Here is a 14,761-nt window from a genome sequence, read left to right as displayed (position 1 = left end):
GATATGTGCGGAATCGTCGGGTACATCGGCAAGCGTGATGTGGCACCACTGCTGCTGGAGGGACTGCAGCGACTGGAGTACCGGGGGTACGACTCCTCGGGCATCGTCATCTCCTCGCCCAAGTCCGCCGCGCTGAAGATGGTCAAGGCGAAGGGCCGTGTCCGCGAGCTGGAGGCCAGGGTCCCCAAGCGCTTCGCGGGCACCACCGGCATCGCGCACACCCGCTGGGCCACCCACGGCGCCCCCAGCGACCTGAACGCCCACCCGCACCTGGACGCGGAGAACAAGGTCGCCGTGGTCCACAACGGCATCATCGACAACGCGTCCGATCTGCGCGCCCGGCTCAACGCGGACGGTGTGGAGTTCCTCTCCGAGACCGACACCGAGGTCCTCACCCACCTCATCGCCCGCTCGCAGGCCCCGACGCTGGAGGAGAGGGTCCGCGAGGCCCTGCGGCTGATCGAGGGCACGTACGGCATCGCCGTGATGCACGCGGACTTCCCGGACCGCATCGTCGTCGCCCGCAACGGTTCGCCCGTGGTGCTCGGCATCGGCGAGAAGGAGATGTTCGTCGCCTCCGACGTCGCGGCCCTCGTCTCGCACACCCGGCAGGTCGTCACGCTGGACGACGGCGAGATGGCCACCCTCAAGGCCGACGACTTCCGCACGTACACGACCGAGGGCTCCACCACGTCCGCGACGCCGACCACCGTGGAGTGGGAGGCCGAGTCGTACGACATGGGCGGCCACGACACGTACATGCACAAGGAGATCTCCGAGCAGGCCGAGGCGGTGGACCGGGTGCTGCGCGGCCGGATCGACGACCGCTTCTCCACGGTGCACCTGGGCGGCCTGAACCTGGACGCCCGGGACGCCAGGGGCGTGCGCCGGGTGAAGATCCTCGGCTGCGGCACCTCGTACCACGCGGGCCAGATCGGCGCCCAGCTGATCGAGGAGCTGGCCCGTATCCCCGCGGACGCGGAGCCCGCGTCCGAGTTCCGCTACCGCAACCCGGTGGTGGACCCGGACACCCTGTACGTCGCGGTGTCCCAGTCCGGCGAGACGTACGACGTGCTGGCAGCGGTGCAGGAGCTCAAGCGCAAGGGCGCGCGGGTGCTGGGCGTGGTGAACGTCGTCGGCTCGGCCATCGCGCGCGAGACCGACGGGGGCGTGTACGTGCACGCGGGCCCCGAGGTCTGCGTCGTCTCGACCAAGTGCTTCACCAACACCGTGGTGTCCTTCGCGCTGCTCGCCCTCCACCTGGGCCGCATCCGCGACCTGTCGGTGGCCGACGGCAAGCGGATCATCGCCGGGCTGCGGAAGCTCCCCGCCCAGATCGCCGAGATCCTGGACCGCGAGGACGAGATCGAGAAGCTGGCCGGCGAGTACGCGGACGCCAGGTCGATGATGTTCATCGGACGGGTACGCGGCTATCCGGTGGCCCGGGAGGCCTCGCTGAAGCTCAAGGAGGTCTCGTACATCCACGCCGAGGCGTACCCCGCGTCGGAGCTGAAGCACGGGCCGCTGGCGCTGATCGAGCCCGCCATGCCGACGGTCGCGATCGTGCCCGACGACGACCTGCTGGAGAAGAACCGGGCGGCGCTGGAGGAGATCAAGGCGCGCGACGGGCGCATCCTGGCCGTCGCGCACCAGGAGCAGCCGAAGGCCGACCACACCATCGTGGTGCCCAAGAACGAGGATGAGCTGGACCCGATCCTGATGGGGATCCCCCTGCAACTGCTCGCTTACCACACGGCATTGGCCCTCGGCCGGGACATCGACAAGCCGCGCAACCTGGCGAAGTCGGTCACGGTCGAGTAGTCGTCCGGCCACCGGCCGCACCCCGGCTGTCCCCGGAGGCAACAGCCCCGGGGACAGCCGGGGTTGAGCGGCGGGCCGTACGGAGTGGCGGACGGAGTTACGGGATGACGATGACCGGGCGCTGGGCGCGCCGCGCGAGCCGTCCGGCCACCGAGCCGAAGATCCGGCCGACGATGCCGTGCGTGGAGCCCACGACGATCGCGTCCGCTGCGTACTCGCGGCCGACCTCCTCCAGCTCGTGGCAGATGTCACCGCCGCGCTCCACGAGGATCCAGGGCACTTCGGCGAGATAGTCCGCACACGCCAGCTCCAGGCCGAGCACTTCGGTCCTGTGGTCCGGCACGTCCACGAAGACCGGGGGCTCGCAGCCCGCCCAGACCGTGGTCGGCAGCCGGTTGGCGACGTGGACGATGATCAGGCCGGAGCCGAGACGTACAGCCATGCCGATGGCATAGGCGAGCGCCCGCTCACTGGAGGTCGAGCCGTCGAAGCCGACGACGACCCCGTGCCTGAAAGCGGGATCACACGCGTGACGTGGTTGTTCCGCCGCATGGAGTTCGGCCGATGGATCGGCGATCTGCCTGCGGTCCGCGGGTTCGGAGAATTCGTAACCGGCCATCGGTATCTCGGCGAAAAGATCCTCTTGGGAGGGAACGGCAGTTGGCGGTGGAGCGTGTCCTGCGGACCTGTGTCCGGGAATCATCTTCCCAAGCCCATACCCTCAAGAGTACGGCGACACTCCTCTCCTGCCCACTGCCCGCCGATCCAGTCGGGCGTTCCAGGGAGCATGCCCGAGCAGGCCGGTAAATGGCAATGCCAGGTGGTATCTACAGCTTCCCGGCGAGGCCGCCGGCGCCGGAAACCGACCGCCGGGCGCATCCCGCCCTTCCACCCCGAGTGAGTCGGCGGCGCGGCGCGCGCCGGGGCCGGACCCCCGCCGGCCGGGCAGAAGCCGTACGGCAGCTGCGCGGACACAATTCACCCGCCGCAGGGCCCGGCGTGCCGGGAGCACACAGGATCCGGTGGGACCCTCAGACGCGTGCGCCGGCCCACTGACTGAATCTCACCCGCACACCCGATTGTTTTCAGCCAACTTATGCGACCCACCCCGACCTTGGCGGAACGATACGTCAACCCCCGTCCCACCAGGGATGAAAGGACCACGGGCGGCTCTCGCACCCTACGGGGACGGGCCATGCGCGGGACGCCCACTTCCCTGGGGGCTTCCTGGGTGAAACGCTTCCTGATCGAATGCTTCGCGCCAAGTTGCCATGTCGACATAACGCCGTCATCCGAACTTGTCACCCCGGCACCACGGGACACAGTAGATTCGATCATGAGGAAGAGGCGGGGGATCTCGTGCTGGACCGAGGGGCTGTGACGATTAAAAGCAGTTTGCAGGAGCGACAGTCCCGACAGGATCAGGGAGCCGTGAGCACCGAGGGGGGCTTAGCACCATGAGTCAGGGCCAGGACTCCACCGCCGTGACGGAGACCGCAAGAAAGCTCTCCGGGCGCCGCCGTAAAGAGATCGTCTCGGTACTGCTCTTCAGCGGTGGCCCCATATTCGAGAGCTCCATTCCGCTGTCGGTCTTCGGTATCGACCGGCAGGACGCCGGGGTTCCCCGCTACCGGCTGCTGGTCAGCGCGGGCGAGGAAGGCCCGCTGCGCACCACGGGCGGACTGGAACTCACCGCGCCGTACGGCCTGGACGCCATCAGCAGAGCCGGCACCGTCGTCGTCCCCGCATGGCGGTCGATCACGTCGCCGCCACCGCCCGACGCGCTGGACGCGCTGCGCCGCGCCCACGAGGAGGGTGCGCGCATCGTAGGCCTGTGCACCGGCGCCTTCGTACTGGCCGCGGCCGGACTGCTGGACGGCAGGCCCGCGACCACGCACTGGATGTACGCGCCGACGCTCGCGAAGCGCTATCCGTCGGTCCATGTGGACCCGCGTGAGCTCTTCGTCGATGACGGCGACGTCCTGACATCGGCCGGCACCGCGGCCGGGATCGACCTGTGTCTGCACATCGTGCGGACGGACCATGGTGCGGACGCCGCGGGGGCGCTGGCCCGGCGGCTGGTGGTCCCCCCGCGCAGGAGCGGCGGCCAGGAGCGCTACCTCGACAGGTCTTTACCGGAGGAAATCGGCTCCGACCCCCTCGCGGAGGTCGTCGCCTGGGCGCTGGAGCATCTCCACGAGCAGTTCGACGTGGAGACACTGGCGGCCCGTGCGTACATGAGCCGCCGGACGTTCGACCGCCGGTTCCGCTCGCTGACCGGCAGTGCGCCGCTCCAGTGGCTGATCACGCAGCGGGTGCTCCAGGCCCAGCGCCTGCTGGAGACCTCCGACTACTCGGTCGACGAGGTCGCCGGCCGCTGCGGTTTCCGGTCGCCGGTCGCGCTGCGCGGCCACTTCCGGCGCCAGCTGGGCTCCTCACCTGCCGCGTACCGGGCCGCGTACCGGGCCCGGAGGCCGCAGAGCTCCGAGCCGGCCCCGGTGGCACCGGTGGCGGACGGCGTCCCGCAGACCCGCCGCACCACGCCACCCGGCGCCCAGACCGCGACGTCCCCGGCGCAGCCGCAGGGCGCTCCGGCGCTGTCCGAGCCCGGAAAGCCGGGGTCGGACACCTACGCCCCGGGCCGCCCGACGGTGCCGGGACAGCGGAGCGCGACGTAAGCGGTGCACGGAGGCCGGCCCTCGCGGGCCGGTCCCCCGTGTGCCGGGCGGTCCACTGCCAGGTGGCCCCAGGGGTCGTTGCGCTGCGCCCGCCCGGGGTCGCGCGCTCATAGCGCAAGGACCCCTTGGACCGACCGCCGTTCACCGGGCGGTCTAAGGTGGGGCGCATGAACGATCGCATGGTGTGGATCGACTGCGAGATGACCGGGCTCTCGTTGACGGACGACGCACTCATTGAGGTGGCCGCGCTGGTCACCGACTCGGAGCTGAACGTGCTCGGCGAAGGGGTGGACATCGTGATCCGCCCGCCCGCCGAGGCGCTGGAGACCATGCCCGACGTGGTGCGGAAGATGCACACCTCATCCGGCCTGCTCGAAGAACTGGCGGGCGGCACCACGCTGGCCGAGGCCGAGGCGCAGGTGCTGGCGTACGTACGCGAGCACGTGAAGGAGCCGGGCAAGGCACCGCTCTGCGGGAACTCGGTCGGCACCGACCGGGGCTTCCTGCTGCGCGACATGAAGGAGCTGGAGGGCTACCTCCACTACCGGATCGTGGATGTCTCGTCGATCAAGGAGCTGTCCCGCCGCTGGTACCCGCGGGCGTACTTCAACAGCCCGGACAAGAACGGCAACCACCGGGCACTCGCGGACATCCGTGAGTCGATCGCGGAGCTGCGCTACTACCGGGAGGCCGTCTTCGTACCGCAGCCGGGACCTGACTCGGACACCGCGAAGAAGATCGCCGCCAAGTACGTCCTTCCCGCGGAATAGACCGCCGGGGCGATGCGCCGGCCCGTGGGAGACCCGCGGAAAGGCGGGCGCGAGCACCCTCCCGGACCCTGTACACTTTTTCTCGGCCGGTCGGAAACGACAACGGTCATGGTGGGTATAGCTCAGACGGTAGAGCACCTGGTTGTGGTCCAGGATGTCGCGGGTTCGAGTCCCGTTACTCACCCTTGCAGGATCTTCTGACGGAGGCCCGGTCCGCTCACGCGGACCGGGCCTCCGTCGTACGCCTGCCACCGTATGCGCGCCGCCGTGCGCTGCCGGCCACTCCTGGCGTGCTCCGGTCCCACCCCGTGCGCCTCCTGTGCGGCCGTGTCGTCCGCGCGGGCCGACCGGTTGGACCTGGCGGAAGCAGGACACTGCCCTGTGCCATCCGGGCCAGGGGCTCACTGCCTGCCCTGGAGAGATCATGTCCGACCTCTGGATGCCCGGCGCGCAGCGCCTCGACATCGGCGACCACGCCGCCACCGCGGGCGGCCCGGCCAAAGCCGTCGCCCACATCACCTGGGACAAGAACGCCACCGCCGCCGAACCCGCGGACCTGGTGCCGTACGAGCAGCTCGTCGGGCACTTCGGGCGCACCGCCGCCGGCAAGGCCGCTGCCCCGCACCTGCTGTGGGACCCGTTCACCGGGCGGTTCACCCAGTTCACGCCCGCCGACTCGCGCTCCAAGAGCCTCGTGGACCGGCCGGGCGGCACCCGCACGAACCGTGCGGGTGCGGTCGTGATCCAGATCGAGGCACTGTTCTTCCCGTACTGCCGGGTGGACGGCAAGGTCTACGCGAAGCTCACGGACACCCCGTGCAAGGGCTGGGGCGCCCTCAACCGCTGGGTCAGGGACCTGGGGGTGCCGGACAGCTGGCCGATGGGCAGGCCGGCCGACTTCACCTCGCACCGCGACGAGAGCACCTGGGAGCACTGCGCCGGCTGGTACGGGCACTCGCAGGTGCCCGAGAACGACCATCAGGACCCCGGCAGCTGGCCGGAGTTCGAGGGAGCACCCTCCGGGGCCGCGGTGGACGGCGGTATCCCCGGGCAGGCCTCCCGGGAGGCTCTCGGAGCGCCCGGCTCCCGGCCCGCCCCGCGGCCCCCCGGGGCTACGAGCTGAGCCTCGGCACCAGATCCGTCGGGAGTACCAGCTGGGTCCGCTCGACGGCGGGCGCCCCCGGCGAGCGGCGCGCCGCGATCTCCGAGAGCAGCAGACGGGCCATGGCGCGGCCCATCTCCTCGATCGGCTGGCGCACGCTCGTCAGCGGCGGGTCCATATGGCGGGCGATCACCGAGTCGTCGAAGCCGACCAGGGCCACGTCGTCGGGCACCCGCAGACCGTGCTCGCGCAGCACCTGACGGGCGCCGACCGCCATCACGTCGGACGCGGCGAACACCGCGTCCAGGTCGGGGCGGCGGTCGAGCAGCAGCTCCATCGCACGGCGGCCGCTCTCCTCGGAGAAGTCGGCCGGGGCGACGAGTCCCTCGTCGCCGTCGGCGCCCGCGGCGGCGACGGCCTTGCGGTAACCGTCCAGGCGGCACTGCGCGGCGTATATGTCGAGCGGCCCGGTGATCGTCGCGATCCGCCGCCGGCCCCGCGCGACCAGGTGCCCGACAGCGCTGCGCGCCCCCTGGTAGTTGTCCGAGTCGACCGAGGGGAGCGTCTCCCGGTCGGAGCGCCGGCCGCTCACCACTGCCGGGATGGCGAGCTGCTGCAAAAGCTCCGGCAGCGGGTCATCGGCGTGCACGGAGACGAGCAGGACCCCGTCCACCCGGTGCGCTGCCAGGTACTGGGCGAGCCTGTCGCGCTCCCGGTCGCTGCCGACGAGGGTGAGCAGCAGCTGCATCTCGGTGTCGGCGAGCGCGGCGCCGACCCCCCGGACGATGTCCGAGAAGTACGGCTCGGCGAAGAAGCGCGTCTCCGGCTCGGGCACGACGAGGGCGATCGCGTCCGTACGGTTCCCCGCGAGTGCGCGGGCCGCCCGGTTGGGCACGTATCCCAGCTCGGCGACCGCGGCTTCGACGGCCTCACGGGTCCGGTCGCTGACCCGGGGTGATCCGTTGATGACCCGTGAGACCGTGCCGCGTCCGACGCCGGCCCGCGCCGCGACCTCTTCGAGCGTGGGCCGCCCGCCGCTCCGTACTCGCGCTGCCGCCATGGCTGCCTCCCGTTCGCGGTCAATTTCTCACAAGTCGGATAACCGGACCAAGTCCGGTTACCGGCTCCCCCGAAACTTCCAGGCACCGCCCGTACCGGTGCCGCACACGAGAAATGGGAGCGCTCCCAATGTACGGGCCGCGACGGCCGCCGGGAAACGCCGGAGGCCCGGCACAGGGCCGGGCCTCCTCGCTCCACGGGTTCGGGAGTGTTCAGACAGCCGGAGGCAGAGCGTGGCGGCGGATGACGTCGGCGTACCAGTGGGCGCTCGACTTCGGGATCCGGCGCTGCGAGCCGTAGTCCACGTAGACAGCGCCGAAGCGCTTGGAGTACCCGTACCCCCACTCGAAGTTGTCCATCAGGGACCAGAGGAAGTATCCGCGCACATCGGCGCCGTCGGCCACCGCCCGCCGTACGGCGTCGAGATGGCCGTGCAGATACTCGATCCGCTCGGGGTCGGCCACCAGGCCCTCGGGCGAGACGTAGTCGTCGAAGGCGGCACCGTTCTCGGTGACCATCAGCGGCAGGCCGGGGTGGTCCCGGGTGACGTCCATGAGCAGGCTGTGCAGGCCGTCGGGGTCGATCGCCCAGTTCATCGCGGTGCGCTTCCTGCCCTCCGCGAGGTGGAACGCGACGTGTTCGGAACCGGTCCAGGGCGAGTGGTCGCTTCTGCCGTGGCCGTCGTCCTGGCTGTCCCCCGTACCCCCGGACGGCGTCGAAACCAGCGTCGGCGTGTAGTAATTGACGCCCAGCACGTCGATGGGGGCCGAGATGGCGGCCAGATCGCCGTCCCGGACCAGCTCCGGCCAGTCCACCAGATGCGAGGTGTCGGCGATCAGGTCCTCGGGGTAGGCGCCGTCGAGAATCGGGCCGGTGAAGATCCGGTTGCCGACCGCGTCGATCCGGCGCGCTGCGTCCGCGTCGGCCGCGCTGTCGGTCAGCGGGCGGACCTGGTGGAGGTTGAGGGTGACCGAGATCTGCGCGGCAGCGGGGAGTTGACCGCGCAGGATCCCGGCCGCCCGGCCATGGGCGAGGTTGAGATGGTGGGCCGCGCGCAGTGTCGCGGCCGGTTCGGTGCGGCCCGGAGCGTGCACTCCCGATCCGTAGCCGAGGAAGGCGGAGCACCACGGCTCGTTGAACGTGGTCCACATGCCCACGCGGTCCCCGAGGGCACCGGCCATGATCGCCGCGTAGTCGGCGAAGCGGTCGGCGGTCGCCCGGTGGGGCCAGCCGCCCGCGTCCTCCAACTCCTGTGGCAGGTCCCAGTGGTAGAGCGTGGCGACCGGCGTGATGCCGGCTTCGAGCAGTTCGTCCGTGAGCCTGCGGTAGAAGTCCAGACCCCGCTCCACGGCGGGCCCCCGCCCGGTGGGCTGCACCCGGGACCAGGAGACGGAGAAGCGGTACGCCTTGAGGCCCAGCTCCTTCATCAGTGCCACATCGTCGCGGTAGCGGTGGTAGTGGTCGGCGGCGATGTCGCCGGTGTCACCGTTGTGGACCTTGCCGGGGGTGTGGCTGAACGTGTCCCAGATGGACGGGGTGCGGCCGTCCTCGGCTGCGGCGCCCTCCACCTGATAGGCGGCGGTGGCCGCGCCCCAGACGAAGCCCACGGGGAAGTCGGCTGTCGCGGGGGCCTGTTCGACGGGGGCGATGTCGGGTCGTACGGCGGTCATGCGGGAGCGCTCCCAGGGTGGGCGGTGAGGGGCAGTTGGGGTAGAGCGGAACGGGACGCCTTCTCCGGTGTCCCGTACGGCCCGAGGTCAGGCACAGGCCGTACGGGACGTACCGGGGAGGGCGGAGACGCGGGCGTCAGCCCTTGACGGCGCCGGACATGATGCCTCCGACGATCCGCTTTCCGAAGATCACGAACACCACGAGGAGTGGGAGCGTGCTGATCAGCGCACCGGCCATGATGATGCTCTGGTCCGGCGTATAGGAGGCGCTCAGCTGGCCGAGGGCCACCTGCAGCGTCGGATTCTGCTGGTTCAGCGCGAGATAGGGCCAGAAGAAGTCGTTCCAGGCCTGCACGAAGGTGAGCATCCCGAGCACCATCATCGCGGGGCGCGCCACCGGGATCACCACGCTCAGCACGATGCGGAGGTTGTTCGCGCCGTCGATCCTGGCGGCCTCGATGAGTTCGTACGGCAGCGCCTCGCTCAGGTACTGACGCATGAAGAACACACCGAAGGCGCTCACCAGGGTCGGAAAGATCACCGCCTCCAGATTCCCGCCCCAGCCGATGTCGGACATCAGCATGAACAGGGGGACGACGCTGAGCTGCGGGGGAATCGTCAGGGTGGCGATCACCGCGGTCATCAGTCCGCCGCGCCCCCTGAATCGCATCTTGGCGAAGGCGTAGCCGGCCAGCGTGCAGAAGAAGAGCGTCGCCGCGGTGATGCAGCTGGAGACGATGATGCTGTTGACGATTGCCTTGCCGAGGTGCGCCTGATTCCAGGCCGCGTCGAGGTTGTGCATCAGCCGGCCGCCGGGCAGGAACGGCGGTGTGGTGGCGAGTACTTCGTCCTGGGTGTGGGACGCGGCCACCAGGGTCCAGTACAGCGGCACGATCGAGCCGATGCCCACGACGATCAGAACGACGTAGGCGAACGGGCCGCCCTTCATCTGCTGACCTGCGCGCTCCTTGAACCGGCGCGGCTTGCGGGGCGCGCTGGGCGCGGCCTCCCGGACACGGACGCCCGGGGCGTTGGTGGGGCTGGTCAAAGTCATGGATATCGCTCCCGGTCAGACCGCGGACTTGCGTACAAAGCGGCCGATGAGCCAGTTGATCGCGGCGATGAGCAACAGCAGGACCAGCATCGCCCAGGCAACCGCGGCGGCCGGGCCGAGATGCCCCAGATTCCACCCGTAGTTGTAGAGGTAGACACTGAGCGTCTCGTACTGGTTCTCGGTGCCGCCTGTGGCACCGGTGGCGCCGCCCTCAAGGAGCAGCGGCTCACCGAACAGCTGCATGGAGCCGATGGTGGAGATGACGATCGTGAAGAGGATCGTCGGCCGCAGCGAGGGGATGGTCACCTTGCGGAACTGCTGCCATCGCGAGGCGCCGTCGAGCGCCGCCGCCTCGTACAGATCGGTGGGAACGGCCTGCATGGCGGCGAGATAGATCAGCGTGTTGTAGCCCGTCCAGCGCCAGATCACGATCACCGAGATGGCGATCTTTGAAGTCCAGTGTCCGTTGACCCAGTTGGTGTGGCCCAGGCCGATGAAGTGCAGTACCCAGTTCAGCAGGCCGCCGTCCATCCGGAACACCAGGGCGAAGACCAGGGCCGCCGACGCCACCGAGGTCGCGTACGGGGTGAGGATGATCGTGCGCCAGAAGGTACTGGCTCGCAGCTTGTAGTTCAGCAGATGCGCGAGACCCAGTGCCACAAGCAGCTGCGGAACCGTCGACATGACGCCGATCAGGAACGTGTTGCTGACGGCCGTCCAGAACTCGGAGTCATGGAGGATCTTGGAAAAGTTCTCCCAGCCGACCCACTGCATCTGGTCGAGACCGGTCATCTCCACCCGGTGCATGGCGATCCAGCCGGTATAGAGCAGAGGGTAGAGACCGAAGGCCCCGAAGACGAGGAAGAACGGAGCGATGTACGCGTACGGCGATGCCTTGTCGTCGAACCGCCACAGCCGGCTCCGCCACTTCTGCCGACTGGCCGACATCTGCTGGGGAGCGCGGGGAGGCGGGGCGTGAGTGTCCCGGGTGGGGGTCGAGGTTGCCACAGGCGGGAGTCCTTCCCTGGGGTGCGCCGACCCGGCGCGATGAGCGGACCCGTCCGGCCCGGCGTGGCGGTGTCGGAGCGCTGGTCCATGTGCGGCACCGGCCCCGGGGCGTCCGGCCTGATCGGAAGGACGTCCCCGGCACCGGCGGCGATCAGCCGACGATCTTGTCGATCTTCTGGATGGCGGCGTTCCAGGCTGCGCCGGAACTGGTGTGCCGCACCTCCATGTTGGCGATCTGCGCGGAGAACGCGTCCTTGATGTCGGCGTCCTTCGGGCCGAGCACAGCAGCCGGGATGGTGCTGGCCTCCTGGGCGTAGATCTTCCCGATCGGGGCGTTGTTGAAGTACGGAAGCTTCGCGTTCTTCACCTCGGGGAGGCTGTAGGCCCCCTTGTTCGAGGGGAAGACGCCGATCGCCTTGAACACGGCGGCCTGCTGCGCCGGCGCGGTCAGCCACTTGACGAGCGCTCCGGCCTCGTCCACGTGCTTGCCGCTCTTGGGGACGGCCAGGAACGAGCCGCCCCAGTTGGCCGATGACGAGCCGGGGGCCGTGGTGATGTTCCAGTGGCCCTTGTTGGCCGGGCCCGCGTTGACCTGGATCTGAGCGGCCATCCATGCGGGGCAGACGACGGTCGCGACCTTGCTCTTGCGCAGCGCCGGCGGCCAGGTGGGCGGGTCGAACTGCTTGAGACCCTGGGAGAGCCCCGTGGTGGCGGCCTGGTTCGCCAGGTCCCAGCCCTGCTTGACGCTGTCACTGGTCTTGTAGATCGGCTTGCCGCTGGAGTCGTAGTACTGCTGCGCGTTGGAACTCACCACGGCGTTGAACATGGCGCTCGCCGAGTCCATGAAGAAGGTGCCCTTGGGCGCGTGCTTCTTGTACTCCGCTCCCAGCGCGAGGTAGTCGCTCCAGCCGCCGGCGACCTTCGCGGCCACCGCCTTGGGGTCGGTCGACAGGCCGGCCTTCTTGAAGAGTTCCGTGTTGTAGCAGAGCGACATCGGGCCGATGTCGGTGCCTGCGCCGATCACCTGTCCACCCGACGTGGTGGCCTGCTTCTCCTTCCACGGCACCCAGTCGGCGACGTCGATCACCTTGCTGAGGTCGGCGAAGCTGTTCGCCTTGGTGTCGACGAGCTCCTTGATCCGGCCGACCTCGAGACCCTGCACGTCGGAGAGTCCACTGTTGGAGTTCAGCTGCTGGAGCAGCTTGGGGTAGTAGACCTTCTCGTCGGCGGTGGTGTTCTCCTTGACCGTGATGTTCGGGTGCAGCTTGTGGTACTGGGCGAAGAGCCCGGCCTCCTTGTAACCGAACTGCCCGAAGTCCGAGACGGTCAGCGTGATCGGCCCGTTGGCGTCGGACTTGCCGGAGCCCGACGAGTCCGAGTCGCTGCAACCGGCCAGCAACAGGGCGGCGGCCGTCAGGCCCGTGGTGGCGATGACCGCGGCTCTGCGGCGGCGGCCGCCGACGGTGCGGGTGATGCGCATTCCACTACTCCTTGTTCCAGGGTGGGACTGGCGTTCTTAACTTCACGGCGTACGCGCTGATGAGTGCGGGTGCCGGGAGGTGCAAGGGGGGAGGCACGGGCAGTTCGGTCCGTACGGGAAAATCCCGTGCGATGTGGGAGCGCTCCCATGCGCCGATGCCGGAAGGTTGCTGCCTTGGAGGGGTGGGTGTCAAGAGTTGAAGACGCTTCCGTTGCCCGAGCGTGTCCCGCACGTCACGAGAACGTGTCCGGCACAGCTCTTGCCACAGCCTGGGAGCCCACCGCCCCGACTGTCGAATTCCCGTGATTTCCGCTGCTCACAGGGGTGATGAACGCAGAAAATCCCGGCGGCGGGACCGGAGCGGGCCGCACGGGAAGCAGGAGCACAGCCGTACACCGCAAGGTGAACGGGGCTTGGAGGAGGAAGCCGCACCGGGCGGGCTTCGTGTTATTTCTCCGAACTCCTCTCGGAGAGAGGCCAGTTCCGGGGAGGCGGTCCGGCAGTGGCCCGCGCGCCGGCCTCGCCCGGACACGGCGAACGCCCCGGCCGGGTGGGGGGTGAGCCGGCCGGGGCGTCGTCGAGGGGGCGTTGTCAGCTGTTCGCGGCGAACGCCTTGGTGAACGCCAGATCGTCCTGGACGACCGACGAGCACGTCGGGTCGGCCGAGTTCTTCGCGCCGCCGGGGCACTCCTTGTCCCGCGCGCCCGACCACATCGAGAGCCGGCCCAGGCCCTTCGCCTTGGCGAAGTCCGCGAGCTTCTTCGCGTCGTCGACCGTGAACTTCTCGGTGTTGACGTCGTTGACGCCGATCATCGGCGTGACTGCGACAGCCTTCCAGGCAGCGGAGTCCGAGAGTCCGAGGACCCCCTTGATCTGGGCCTGCGTGGCGGTCGCCGCCTGCGTCGCGTAGTCGCCCATGTCACCGCTGTACGAGGGCCCGTAGTCCATCGCCATGATGTTGACCGCGGAGATGTCGACGCCGTTCTTCTTCGCGTTGGCGACGAGGTCCACGCCGGGCTGGGTCAGCCCCTCGGGCATCACCGGCAGCGTGAACGAGACGTCGAGCCCCGGGTGGGACTTCTGGAGCTGCGCGATGGCCTGGGCGCGGCGGGTGTTGGCCGCGGTGTCCGGCAGCGCACCGCCCTCGATGTCGAAGTCCACCTTGGTGAGCTTGTAGGTGTCGATGACCTTGCCGTATGCGGCGGCCAGCGCGTCGGCGGACGAGCAGGCCGCACCCAGCTCGGTACCCGACGCCCCGCCGAAGGACACCCGGACGTCGCCGCCCTTGGCCCGCAACCCGCTGATCTGCGAGGCGACCTTGTCGTCACCGAGGCCCGTCGCGCCGCCCCAGAGCGGGGCGCAGCTGCCGCCGGAGGTGACGAAGGCCAGGTTGAACTCCTTCACACCGGCCTTGGTCGCGGTGTCGAGCAGGTTGTACGTGGGGTAGAGCGATGTGTCGACGTACGGGGCGAAGCCGGCACCGGACGAGGTGCCCTTCCCGGCGTCGGTGCCCGCCGGGGATCCGGTGCTCTCGGTGGAGGCGGGCTTCGGGGACGCGTTCCCGGCGGTCGCCGTGGGCTCGGCGGACGGCTGCTGTGATTTCGACGGCTCCGACGGCTGCGACGGCTGCGACGGCTTGGTGGGCCGGCCGCTCGGCGCGGGCGTACCACCGGTGTCGACCGAGCACTTGGCTCCGTCGATGACGCAGCCCGTGGGGTCACCGGCGGTGGCACCGGACGAGGTGACGAAGCCGATGGTGAGGGACTTGCCCGCGGCGATCCCCGCCTTGTCCCACTTCGACGGCTGCACCGTGACGTGCTGTCCGTCGACCGTGGAGTCGGCGTTCCAGAGCGAGCTGAGTTTCGTGCCCGCAGGCAGGTCGAACTCCAGCTTCCAGTCCGTGAGTGCCTTGCCCGCGTCGTTGCTGACGACGTACTGGCCGGTGTAACCCCCGTGCCAGTCACTGGTCTTGGTGTAGGCGGCGCCCACATCGGCGGCGTGCGCGGTGCCGGTCAGCGCGAACGCCCCGCCCCCTGCGACGGCCGCGGCCATGACCGCACCTATCGCCTTGGACTTGCCGCTCACCTTGCGCCGGTGGGTCGTCGTACTCATCGCGTGC

The 14,761-nt window shown here is 69.5% G+C and carries 11 protein-coding genes and 1 tRNA gene; 5 read left to right on the top strand and 7 right to left on the bottom strand.

What is annotated here, in order from left to right; all coding sequences use genetic code 11:
- Nucleotides 1–3 precede the first annotated feature (3 nt).
- Nucleotides 4–1,821: a glutamine--fructose-6-phosphate transaminase (isomerizing) gene (gene glmS / locus OG584_RS23135; protein ID WP_405780601.1), complete on the top strand. Its 1,818-nt coding sequence runs from the start codon at nt 4–6 to the stop codon at nt 1,819–1,821.
- A gap of 97 nt (nt 1,822–1,918) precedes the next feature.
- Here the strand turns inward: glmS and OG584_RS23130 are convergent, their stop codons facing one another.
- Nucleotides 1,919–2,440, bottom strand: a complete 522-nt coding sequence (locus tag OG584_RS23130) for a universal stress protein (protein WP_405780599.1) — start codon at nt 2,438–2,440, stop codon at nt 1,919–1,921.
- Nucleotides 2,441–3,278: 838 nt separating this feature from the next.
- Between OG584_RS23130 and OG584_RS23125 the strand changes: the two genes are divergently transcribed.
- From OG584_RS23125 to OG584_RS23110, 4 genes are all read left to right on the top strand, one after another.
- The gene (locus tag OG584_RS23125; RefSeq protein ID WP_405780598.1) at nt 3,279–4,499 is read left to right on the top strand and encodes a helix-turn-helix domain-containing protein; all 1,221 of its coding nucleotides are present in this window, start codon (nt 3,279–3,281) and stop codon (nt 4,497–4,499) included.
- Between the two features lie 167 nt (nt 4,500–4,666).
- Entirely contained in the window at nt 4,667–5,269 is a 603-nt protein-coding gene (gene orn, locus OG584_RS23120) for an oligoribonuclease (RefSeq protein ID WP_405780596.1), read from the top strand.
- Nucleotides 5,270–5,380: 111 nt separating this feature from the next.
- A tRNA-His gene (locus OG584_RS23115) sits at nt 5,381–5,453 on the top strand.
- A gap of 240 nt (nt 5,454–5,693) precedes the next feature.
- Nucleotides 5,694–6,392 (top strand): peptidoglycan-binding protein, encoded by a 699-nt coding sequence (locus OG584_RS23110; protein ID WP_405780594.1) that lies wholly within the window; start codon nt 5,694–5,696, stop codon nt 6,390–6,392.
- Here OG584_RS23110 and OG584_RS23105 read toward each other — a convergent pair.
- The 6 genes from OG584_RS23105 to OG584_RS23080 form a co-directional block, all read right to left on the bottom strand.
- Nucleotides 6,382–7,431, bottom strand: coding sequence for a LacI family DNA-binding transcriptional regulator (locus OG584_RS23105; RefSeq protein ID WP_405780592.1), 1,050 nt, complete (start codon nt 7,429–7,431; stop codon nt 6,382–6,384). The genes OG584_RS23110 and OG584_RS23105 overlap by 11 nt on opposite strands.
- Before the next feature lie 211 nt (nt 7,432–7,642).
- Nucleotides 7,643–9,100 (bottom strand): GH1 family beta-glucosidase, encoded by a 1,458-nt coding sequence (locus OG584_RS23100; RefSeq protein ID WP_405780591.1) that lies wholly within the window; start codon nt 9,098–9,100, stop codon nt 7,643–7,645.
- A 136-nt stretch (nt 9,101–9,236) separates the two neighbouring features.
- Nucleotides 9,237–10,154: a carbohydrate ABC transporter permease gene (locus OG584_RS23095; RefSeq protein ID WP_405780590.1), complete on the bottom strand. Its 918-nt coding sequence runs from the start codon at nt 10,152–10,154 to the stop codon at nt 9,237–9,239.
- A 15-nt stretch (nt 10,155–10,169) separates the two neighbouring features.
- Entirely contained in the window at nt 10,170–11,162 is a 993-nt protein-coding gene (locus OG584_RS23090) for a carbohydrate ABC transporter permease (protein ID WP_405780588.1), read from the bottom strand.
- Nucleotides 11,163–11,313: 151 nt separating this feature from the next.
- Entirely contained in the window at nt 11,314–12,642 is a 1,329-nt protein-coding gene (locus OG584_RS23085; protein ID WP_405780586.1) for an ABC transporter substrate-binding protein, read from the bottom strand.
- A 591-nt stretch (nt 12,643–13,233) separates the two neighbouring features.
- Nucleotides 13,234–14,754: a cellulose binding domain-containing protein gene (locus OG584_RS23080; RefSeq protein ID WP_405780584.1), complete on the bottom strand. Its 1,521-nt coding sequence runs from the start codon at nt 14,752–14,754 to the stop codon at nt 13,234–13,236.
- Nucleotides 14,755–14,761 lie beyond the last annotated feature (7 nt).

This window comes from Streptomyces sp. NBC_00859 (genome assembly GCF_045161865.1).
Classification (GTDB): Bacteria; Actinomycetota; Actinomycetes; order Streptomycetales; family Streptomycetaceae; genus Streptomyces.
Note: the sequence above shows the minus strand (reverse complement) of the source record. Positions and strands in the feature narration are given on the sequence as shown.

What these genes read in the sequence shown, in the direction of transcription:
- orn (WP_405780596.1), top strand. Translation starts at nt 4,667, where the DNA reads ATGAACGATCGCATGGTGTGGATCGACTGCGAGATGACCGGGCTCTCG.
- OG584_RS23095 (WP_405780590.1), bottom strand. Translation starts at nt 10,154, where the DNA reads ATGACTTTGACCAGCCCCACCAACGCCCCGGGCGTCCGTGTCCGGGAG.
- OG584_RS23125 (WP_405780598.1), top strand. Translation starts at nt 3,279, where the DNA reads ATGAGTCAGGGCCAGGACTCCACCGCCGTGACGGAGACCGCAAGAAAG.
- OG584_RS23130 (WP_405780599.1), bottom strand. Translation starts at nt 2,440, where the DNA reads ATGGCCGGTTACGAATTCTCCGAACCCGCGGACCGCAGGCAGATCGCC.
- glmS (WP_405780601.1), top strand. Translation starts at nt 4, where the DNA reads ATGTGCGGAATCGTCGGGTACATCGGCAAGCGTGATGTGGCACCACTG.
- OG584_RS23110 (WP_405780594.1), top strand. Translation starts at nt 5,694, where the DNA reads ATGTCCGACCTCTGGATGCCCGGCGCGCAGCGCCTCGACATCGGCGAC.
- OG584_RS23080 (WP_405780584.1), bottom strand. Translation starts at nt 14,754, where the DNA reads ATGAGTACGACGACCCACCGGCGCAAGGTGAGCGGCAAGTCCAAGGCG.
- OG584_RS23085 (WP_405780586.1), bottom strand. Translation starts at nt 12,642, where the DNA reads ATGCGCATCACCCGCACCGTCGGCGGCCGCCGCCGCAGAGCCGCGGTC.
- OG584_RS23105 (WP_405780592.1), bottom strand. Translation starts at nt 7,431, where the DNA reads ATGGCGGCAGCGCGAGTACGGAGCGGCGGGCGGCCCACGCTCGAAGAG.
- OG584_RS23100 (WP_405780591.1), bottom strand. Translation starts at nt 9,100, where the DNA reads ATGACCGCCGTACGACCCGACATCGCCCCCGTCGAACAGGCCCCCGCG.